This is a genomic window from Bifidobacterium cuniculi (assembly GCF_000741575.1).
Classification (GTDB): domain Bacteria; phylum Actinomycetota; class Actinomycetes; order Actinomycetales; family Bifidobacteriaceae; genus Bifidobacterium; species Bifidobacterium cuniculi.
In genome coordinates this window covers 74,487-83,820 of record NZ_JGYV01000011.1, presented here as the reverse complement: position 1 = coordinate 83,820, position 9,334 = coordinate 74,487, and the positions used below count along the sequence as shown (strand labels likewise).

General features: G+C 63.7%; 8 protein-coding genes. 5 read left to right on the top strand and 3 right to left on the bottom strand.

Features of this window, described 5'->3' with window-relative positions; all coding sequences use genetic code 11:
- Nucleotides 1–344, bottom strand: a 344-nt coding sequence (locus BCUN_RS07430; protein ID WP_156100143.1) for a helix-turn-helix domain-containing protein, incomplete at its 3' end; no start/stop codon positions are given.
- 281 nt (nt 345–625) lie between these two features.
- On the opposite strand from BCUN_RS07430, the gene BCUN_RS11505 reads away from it, so the two are divergent.
- On the top strand, nt 626–3,400 hold the full coding sequence (locus BCUN_RS11505) for a carbon-nitrogen hydrolase family protein (protein ID WP_051920914.1): 2,775 nt from the start codon (nt 626–628) through the stop codon (nt 3,398–3,400).
- A gap of 520 nt (nt 3,401–3,920) precedes the next feature.
- Nucleotides 3,921–4,298, top strand: a complete 378-nt coding sequence (locus tag BCUN_RS07420; protein WP_033515961.1) for an ACT domain-containing protein — start codon at nt 3,921–3,923, stop codon at nt 4,296–4,298.
- 21 nt (nt 4,299–4,319) lie between these two features.
- Here BCUN_RS07420 and BCUN_RS07415 read toward each other — a convergent pair whose 3' ends face one another.
- Nucleotides 4,320–5,204: an aldo/keto reductase gene (locus tag BCUN_RS07415; protein WP_202961092.1), complete on the bottom strand. Its 885-nt coding sequence runs from the start codon at nt 5,202–5,204 to the stop codon at nt 4,320–4,322.
- Between the two features lie 415 nt (nt 5,205–5,619).
- On the opposite strand from BCUN_RS07415, the gene BCUN_RS07410 reads away from it, so the two are divergent.
- Together BCUN_RS07410 and BCUN_RS07405 are read left to right on the top strand one after the other, a co-directional pair.
- A complete protein-coding gene (locus tag BCUN_RS07410) occupies nt 5,620–6,486 on the top strand; it encodes a DUF3737 family protein (RefSeq protein ID WP_202961091.1) in 867 nt (288 codons plus the stop codon).
- Entirely contained in the window at nt 6,483–7,058 is a 576-nt protein-coding gene (locus BCUN_RS07405; RefSeq protein WP_202961090.1) for a cyclophilin-like fold protein, read from the top strand. Before BCUN_RS07410 ends, BCUN_RS07405 begins: the two co-directional genes overlap by 4 nt.
- 119 nt (nt 7,059–7,177) lie before the next feature.
- Here the strand turns inward: BCUN_RS07405 and BCUN_RS07400 are convergent, their stop codons facing one another.
- The gene (locus BCUN_RS07400) at nt 7,178–7,912 is read right to left on the bottom strand and encodes an SDR family oxidoreductase (protein ID WP_033515963.1); all 735 of its coding nucleotides are present in this window, start codon (nt 7,910–7,912) and stop codon (nt 7,178–7,180) included.
- A 446-nt stretch (nt 7,913–8,358) separates the two neighbouring features.
- Here BCUN_RS07400 and BCUN_RS07395 point away from each other — a divergent pair, with 446 nt between their 5' ends.
- Nucleotides 8,359–9,144, top strand: coding sequence for an acetoin reductase (locus BCUN_RS07395; protein WP_033515965.1), 786 nt, complete (start codon nt 8,359–8,361; stop codon nt 9,142–9,144).
- Nucleotides 9,145–9,334 lie beyond the last annotated feature (190 nt).

Below are 9,334 nucleotides of genomic sequence, written 5' to 3'. Positions count from 1 at the left end.
GGCCGTCCCCGGGGCTTGGCGCGCAACGCATCGTCCCCGCCTTGCTTCCACGCGGCCCGCCACCGGGCCAGCACGCTCCTGGACGCGATATGCAACCCGGCCATCACCTGGCGCGGCGACTCACCCGCCTCCAGACGGCGTACCGCCTCGAGCTTGGTCTCGTACGCGTACGAACGATGCGTGCTTCCCATATCCAGCAAAGCCTCCTTGCCACAAGCCTCGTACAGGTCCTGCCAAGCACGTGCCACGCCCTGGCCTATGCCCAGTTTCGAGGAAACCGCACCATACTTGAACCCGTACTCGAACAGGACCAACGCCTGCTCACGTACCTCACGACGATACACAACCAAAAGAACCGTCCTCCTATTTCCTGTGTCCAGAAAACGGGGGACGGATCAAAAAACGAAAGATTTCTAACCGATGAATCACTGCCTCGCGCGCGAATACCCCTGCCGCGTTACGTCCGCGCCCGCCCCATGTTGCCACCTTGCAACGAAACCCCGCCTCGTAACCCAGCCGACATCACCGTGTTCGCCATGTGAAACATACCCTCCACCATTCGGAAACCGTACATCCATAACTTCTCTTTCCGTGCGATCCCATCGCACGGAAAGAGAGAGACCGGATGACCCGACACACCACCGTGCGCAGCAGGCTCGCCGCCGCCTGCGCCGCGCTCGCACTCTGCGCCACTTTCGGCGCGACCGCCACCACGGCCGCAGCCGACACCCGATCCAGCGTCCTGGTTGCCACCGCAGCCGACGCCGTCACCAGCGGCACCATCCCCGCCGGCGCCCTCAGCGTCGTCAACTTCGCCCCCACCTGGGGTGACAAGCAGGCCAACAAGGCCAGCATGCTGGAATACATGGCCGAGGCCCACGAGGCCGGCGTCAAGATGATCGTCTTCCCCGAAATGGCCCTCACCGGCTACGTCAGCTCCAGCGACCCTGAATCCCCCGCATATCACATGGCGGTCTCACAGGCCGAGACGATCGCCAGCCCCATCACGCAGGAAATCGCCGCCGCAGCCAAGCAATACGGCATGTGGACCATCTTCGGCACCTCCGAACGCATTCCCGGTGACACCGCCCACGCCTACAACTCCGCCTTCGCCGTCAGCCCCGACGGCACCGTCACCAGCTACCAGAAGATCGCACCCGTCGAAGGCAGCTGGGCCACGCCCGGCACCACGCCCGTGATCCTCCAGACCGAATGGGGACTGGCGGGCCTGAGCATCTGCTACGACACCTACGCCAATCCCGAAATCGAACGCTACTACGCCGCCCAAGGCGTCTCCCTGCTCATCAACCCCACCGCCACCTCCCGCAGCTACACCGACATCGACGGCGACGGCACCAAGGACGGCCTCGGCTGGGAATGGTACTACCGCAACCGCCTCGAATCCATCGCCAGCCGCGACGGCCTCGTCATCGCCAGCGCCGACCTCGTCGGCCCCGACGGCTACGCCGAACCCGGCAAGGCGCAACCCTACGACTTCCCCGGCGGCAGCGTCATCGTCTCCGGCTCCGCCAACTACAGTGCCGGCCTCGACGCCGACGGCAGCATCAACGTCGGCACCGCCGGCGCGCTGACCAACGGCACCGCGCTGCGGCTGCGCGTGCCGAGCACGACACAGGTCGGCGCCGACTTCCACCCCGACTACTACGCCCAGTGGTACGGCGAACTCGCCGACAAGCAGGAGGCGGGCGAGAAGCTCAGCTACCGCTACGGCGGCGACACGTCGCCCACCGTCGCCGTCGCCAACGTGAGCGCCGTATGGGCGGACAAGGCCGCCAACACCGCCATGATGACGCAGTACGCACGCTACTCCGCCGAACAGGGCGTCGACCTGCTCGTCTTCCCCGAGACCATCCTCACCGGCTACGACAGCACTGACCCCGCCGGCGCCGCCGACGCGCACTCCTCCAGCGCCGACGCCAACAAACTGCTCGCCGCCTCCGACGACTACATGCAGGTCGTGCTCGCCGAGAAGGTCGTTGGCGCCGACGGCGACACCAGCCGCGGCGAATCCGTGCAGACGATGGCCGCGCTCGCCAAGGAGCTGCACATGACCATCGTCTTCGGCCTGTCCGAGATGCCCGACGGCGGCCCCATCGTCGACGGCGGCGTGCGCAAGGTGTACAACTCCGCAGCCATCTGCTTCCCTGACGGCCACACCGAGTCGTACCGGAAGATGCACCGCGCCGGCGCCGAGGAGACCGTCTGGTCCGTGCCCGGCACCACGCCCAAGATGTTCGAGATGGCCGACTTCACCGGTTCCGACGGCAAGCCGCTCAAGGTGGGCGTCAACATCTGCCGCGACGGCCACTTCTATCCCGAACTTGGCCGCTACTATGCGGCGTCCGGCGCCGAGCTGCTCGTCCACCCGACCGCGACGACCGGCAACGCCTGGTATCGCGAAAGCCGCATCGGCAGCTATGTCGACCGCGACGGCATGGCGGCGGCGACCGCGAACATCTGGGGTCCTGACGGCTACCCGCTCGACGAGACCGGCGCGCCGATCTACTCGGTCGACGAGGCCGGCGAGACCGTCAGCTCCGGCAAGCCCGTGGCCGGCTACAACTACGCCGGCGTCAAGTCCAACCCCTTCCGCTCCACCAGCCTGGTGATCAATGCCTGGAGCGGCAAGGACGGCACGCGCTTCGACTATGCCACCGGCTCCGCGCTCGACACCTCCGGCACCGGCGGCGGCGCCGACCCCGCCGTTACCGCCGACTGGACCTTCGAACAGGGCGCCTACGACCCGGACAACCTCGAGTACCGCACCATGAACCTCAAGTCCGCGGGCTTCTCCATCACCAACTTCCAGCCGCGCCTCTTCTCGAAGATGTACGACAAGCTGGCGCAGCAGACCATCCCCGGTTATGTGGCGATGTACGCGGACGGCGGGGCGTTGGACGTCTCGTCGCTGGTCGCTCCGCTGGCTGACGCGGGGGCGCTGGTGGCCGACGGCCACGACGAGCTGACGGCGCCGGTGGAGGACGCGCAGGCGCTCCTGGCGAACACCACCTTCAGCAGCGAGCAGCAGCCGCTCGTGGCGGCGGCTCACGATGCACTGGTGGCCGGTGTGGCGGCGACGAAGGCGGAGCCTGTCGAGCCTGTCGAGCCCGGAGAGGATGTGCCCGGTGACGGCGGCTCCGTGAATGCCGAGCCTTCTGGCAGTGGCACAACGGACGGTGCCAAGCCCGGTGAAGGCATCGCTGCGAATGACGGCAACAGCGCGGATTCGGTGGCTGGTGCGGACGACGGCGCTGTCGCTGCCGCCGGGCCCATGGCCGTGACCGGTTCTGCGACCGTGACCGCGGTGGCCGTGATGCTGGCCTTGGCTGCCGGCGGCGTCACGCTCCTGGTGGTGCGTCGACGCAGCATGGCCGAGTAAGCCGACATGACGGGGAGGGGCCGGTCGCCCAGGCGGCCGGCCCCTCTTGCTGCGTCGTGGCCTGTCGTGTTGTCCCGGGGCGCCCCGTAGGTGCCTGCCAAGGCGGGGATTCGCCCGGTTGCCCGTCCTATCTCGCCTAAGTGTGGTTTTGAGGGCATTCTCGGGAGTCTATCTGCCTTAAGTGCGGTTCTCACCTCAGTATGTTTTTATGAAATCAATTGTTTTTCTCGAAATGGTTTCATTGTTCACGCTCCGAGGTCTTTGTTTGCTGTATAAACGGCTTTGACACAAGGAGGATGCAGGATCCTGAACCGCACTTAAGGCAGATAGACCTCTGAAAACGGCCGGATTTCCTCACTTAAGGCAGATAGCTGCCCGATGTCGGCATGAAATACGTCGACGAAACATATGGGGGCGCCTCCCGGCGTAAGGCAAGGGCATGGGTGTGAAGCACCGGTATACGATGGATTGGAATCGCCCGTGACGTGACGTGCAAGCGTGCAGGAAAGTGAGGCGCCACTTGACCATCGATCCCATATCCGTACCATTGTCCGTCTGCAAGGTGCGGGACTACTCCGGCGTGGACCTCGACACCGAATTCTGCTTCATCGGACGTACTGACGAGGAGCGCTCGCTGGTGTGCCCGACCGACGTGGTGCCTGCGGACACCGTGGCACGCGACGACGGCTGGCGTGCGATGCGCATCCGCGGCGAACTCGACTTCTCGCTTATCGGCATCCTCTCGCGCATCAGTGCCCTGCTGGCCGATGCCGGCATCGGCATCTTCGCCATCTCCACCTACAACACCGACTATGTGCTCACCCACGCCGCCGACTTCGAACGGGCGCTGGACGTGCTGCGGGACGCCGGCTATAAGGTCGGCGCCCCGCAGTCGTGACGGCCCTGCGTCAGTCGACGCTCAGCGCGCGCTGTCGGACTTCGCGAAGACAGGGAAGAAGCCGTCCTCGCCGTACTGGTCGAGGTCAGGCATGCGCTTGATGCGCTCCATGTCCTCGTGGCTGATCTCGAAGCCGGCCACGTCGGCGTTCTGCGCCATGTGCTGCGGGTTGGCGGTCTTCGGCAGGGCCACGCAGCCGAGCTGCAGCACATAGCGGATGCACAGCTGCGCGACGCTCACCCCGTACTTCTCCGCAAGCTCGACGAGCAGTCCGTTGCCGAGGGCGGCGCCGTGGGCCACCGGCGAATAGGCCTCCACCAGCACGTCGGCCTGCCTGCAGGTGTCGATCAGGCCGAAGGGGACGTTGCCGGCGTGGCACAGCACCTGGTTGACCGCCGGCTTGACCGTGGCGTGGTCGAGGATGTTCTGCAGGTCGTCCGCGAGGAAGTTCGAGACGCCGATCGCGCGCACCTTGCCGGCCTGGTAGGCGTCCTCCAGGGCGCGCCACACCTCCACGTTCTGCTCGAAGTAGCGGTCCTCGCCGCGGAACTGGTCCCACGGTTGCGGGCAGTGGATGATGATCATGTCGAAGTAGTCGAACTTCGCGAGCTGGAGCGATTCGTCGATGGACTGCGCGGCGCTGTCATAGGACTTGTGGCTGGCATCGATCTTCGTGGTGACGAAAAGCTGGTCGCGGGCGATGCCGCTGGAGCGTACGCCTTCGCCCACACCGGCCTCGTTGCCGTAGGCCTGTGCGGTGTCGATCATGCGGTACCCCAGGTCGATGGCGCTCGTGACGGCGTCGGCTGCCTTGTTGTCCGGGATCAGCCATGTGCCCAGGCCGAGGCGCGGGATCTCCACGCCGTTGTTCAGTGTGTATGTTTCGGACAGCATCGGGTACTTCATGGTTCGGTTGCCTCTTTTCCATGGCGGGGCCACTGTGTGCCCCGGCGTTCGTGTGTCTTGTTCTTCTCTTGATTGCCCATGGTAGGGGAGGGGGAAATGCTATACAAATACCGATTCTAGAGGGAAACTTATGCGGAAAACGAATATGGAATGGCTGGCCGGCCGTGATTCGTAAGGAAGCCGGATGGAACGGGTCCTGTCGACTGGTCCATCGGTATCGGCGTCGCTGGTGCCGAACGGGTTGGGTCGGAGCCGTTCTCTTTCGGGTTGCATGCGTATTCTGCATGCAACATCATTGCATATAACCATTTGAACTTGAATCCTTGCCTCATCATAATGGCCATAGCCCAGTCAGGAACTGGATGGACATGAACGCGAAGAGACCGGCAACATTGGACCGAGGAAGGCAAAACGGATGGTGGATGTCATCGAACACGAACGTTTCGACGAGGAACGGGCGCTCTATGGAAGCCGCGACGTGTGCATCGTCGACTGCGACTTCGACGGACCCGCGGACGGCGAGAGTGCCCTCAAGGAGTCCGAGGACGTGGAAGCGATCCGCTGCCGCTTCAACCTACGGTACCCCTTCTGGCATAACACGCACCTGCGCATCGAGGACTGCGACATGACCGACCTGTGCCGTGCGGCGCTCTGGTACTGCCGGGACGTCGAGATATCCGACACCACGATGAACGGCATCAAGGCACTGCGCGAATGTGCGGACGTGCGGCTGAGGGGGTGTGACATCGTCTCCCCCGAGTTCGGCTGGTCGGTGGACGGCATTTCCCTGGAATCGTGCACGGCGGAAAGCGAATACTTCCTCATGCGCTCCTCGGACATACGGCTGCGCGACGTGACGTTCCGCGGCAAGTACTCCTTCCAGTACGTGGACGGCGGCACCATCGAGAACTCGCGACTGGACACCAAGGACGCGTTCTGGCACTCCCGGGACGTGACCGTGCGCGACACCGTGCTCGAAGGGGAGTACCTGGCGTGGTACTCCGAGAACCTCACGCTCGTCAACTGCACCATCAAGGGCACGCAGCCCTTCTGCTACTGCAAGGGCCTCAAGCTCGTGGACTGCGTCATGGAAGACACCGACCTGTGCTTCGAGAAGTCCGATGTGGACGCGACCGTGCTCTCGACCATCGACAGCGTGAAGAATCCGTATTCCGGACGAATCCAGGCACAAGGCATCGGCGAACTGATCGTCGACGACCCGAGGAGCAAGTGCGTCATCGAACGGCGGAACGGTTCCCCGGCCGACGGGGATGCCGCATGAGTGGCAATGGAGGAATGGTGTCGTCACATGAAAAACCGACCAAGGTGACCGCCGTGCTTGTCAGCGTCGTCGTCGCGATGTCGCTTTTCCTCGGTTCATGCACGGGGAGAACCGATGTGCCGACGGCGGCAACGCCAGGCAGCGGTGACGGCGCCGCCCAGCATGACCAGAATATCCGGCATGGACAGGAAGAGAAAGATGCGGACGTGGACAAGACAACGCACATCGAAATAACCGTCAACGAATCGCGGAAATTGAATGCGACGTTTGAGGACAACGCCACCACGCGTGCACTCATCGCCCGCATGCCCTTCACCATCACCATGGACAACCTCTACTCGCGGGAGATGTGTCATCGCTATGGCCATGGCGCCCTGCCGGTGGACGATGCGCGGGACCGTGGCTATGAGGTCGGAGACATCTCCTATTGGCCGCCGATGGGAAGCCTCGTCTTCCTGTACCGGCAGAACGGCGAGATCTTCGAGCAGCAGCCGATCGGCCATATCGATGGGGACGTCAGTTTCTTCGGCGACCTTGACTCCGCCAAGGTCTCCTTCAGCGTCAAGGAATGAGGGCGGGGAACCACTCGAGCGCGTGCATCCCGGCGTAGGCGGTGCTGAGGGCCGACGGTGCGTCCGGACCATGTCTCGTGACATGACCCGGACGCACCGGTCTTTCCCGATTCGGACGGTTACATGGGCTGTGCAAGGGGGCGGACGACGATCTCGTTCACGTCGACATCCGCCGGCGCGTCGAGTGCGAATGCCACGGCGCGGGCGACCTGTTCGGGGTCGAGGCCGATTGCTTCCTCGGTTTCGATCTGTTCCTGGCGGTGCGCGCTGTTGCTCGTCGAATTGAATATCTCCGTCCTCACGACGCCGGGGGACACGATCGATGTCTTGATCCCGTTCCCGTGCTGTTCCTGGCGCAGTCCCTCCATGATCGCCCGGATGGCGAACTTCGTGCCGCAATACACCGCAAGGTCGGGAACCACCACATGGCCGAGCACGGAATCGGTCGCGATGATGTGGCCGCTCTTCTGCTCGATCATGGCAGGCAACACCGCCGAGATGCCGTTGAGCACGCCCATCACGTTCACGTCAAGCGTCCTGCGCCATTCGTCGTGGGCGAACTGCGAGAGCGCGTTGATGGGCATGATCCCCGCGTTGTTGTAGAGCGCGTCGATGCGGCCGTGCGCATCCAGGGCCATCACGGCGACCTCTTTCATGGCGTCGGGGTCGGTCACGTCGGCTTCGGCGATACGGATGTCGGCATCGGGCAACTCGTTCCTGATTGCCTCGAGGCGATCCCTTCGCCGTGCGACCGTGATGAGCTTCGCTCCCTGCCTGGCGAGGATCCGCGTGGTGGCCGCCCCGATTCCGCTCGAGGCACCGGTGACGATGACGACCTTGTCCTGTATCGACATGGCAGACTTCCTTTCATACGCAAGTTTTTTGCAAGCCTATGTCCATGCGTGATCCATATCAAATATATGAATTTGATATATTCGCTGATACTTCGTGAATGTATTCAGCAGAGGGCCTTGCCTCATTGGGTCCATGGGGACATGGGCTGGATGGCGAAGAGGACGAGGAAGGGAGGGCAGCAGGATGAGCGGAAGATGGGGGGACGTGGTGAAAGGCGTCTCCCGTAACCGCCCCGCTCAAGGGATGTTCGGGGACGAACCGCCTTGGCGGGCCTGGTCGGGATGTAACGCAGCGGCGCCGCCCCTGTTGCCCCGTTCCCGCCCGCAACACTCCCACCTGCCCATTTCCGTCCCGCCCCATCTACGCTACAATGAACCCCAACCGCACGGCGCATTCCCCACGGGCAACGGTGCCCGTTGTGCGTCGCGGGAAAGTAGGTATCGATATGGTTGAACAGCGTGTAGCCATCGTCACCGGCGCGGCCCGCGGCATCGGCCGCGGCATTGCCGTCAAGCTTGCCGAGGACGGTTTCGACATCGCCGTCGCAGACCTTGAATCACAGCATGAAGAAGCACGGAAGACCCTCGACGAGATCGAGGCGCTGGGCCGCAAGGCGTTCTTCCGCTCGACCGACGTCTCCGACCATGACCAAGTCTTCGGCCTGGTCGACGACACGGTGGCCGAGCTGGGCACCCTGGACGTCATGGTCAACAATGCCGGCATCTGCCAGGTCGTCCCCTTCATGGAGATCACCCCCGAACAGCTCGACCAGATCGTGCACATCAACCTCTTCAGCGTGGTCTTCGGCATCCAGGCCGCAGCCGCCAAGTTCGAGGAACTCGGCAAGGAGAAGGGCAAGATCATCTCCGCCTCGTCCATCGCAGGCTTCGAAGGCTTCCCGATACTGGCCGCGTACTCCTCCACCAAGTTCGGCGTGCGCGCCCTCACCCAGGCCGCCGCCAAGGAACTCGCACCGAAGAACATCACCGTCAACGGCTACGCCCCCGGCATCGTCGACACCCCGATGTGGGACTACATCGACGAAGAGATGAGCAAGATCAACGGCAAGCCGATCGGACAGAACTTCAAGGACATGGTGGATACCATCGCCCTGGGCCGCTGCGAGGTGCCGCGCGACGTGGCCGGTGCGGTTTCCTTCCTCGCCAGCGACAACGCGGACTACGTGACCGGCCAGACGATCATCGTCGACGGCGGTATGCAGTACCGCTGATGCACGGGCGGCAGTCGTTGGCTGACCGATTCGATGCCGGGAAGGTCTGAACACCCCAGATTGGCTTCGGAGAGTCGTTTTCCGGGGGTATGGCCAGGTATGGGTGTTGGAAAATGGCCATTTTCCAACACCCATACCTGGCCATACCCCCGAAAAACGACTCTCCGAAGCCAATCTGGGGTGTTCAGAG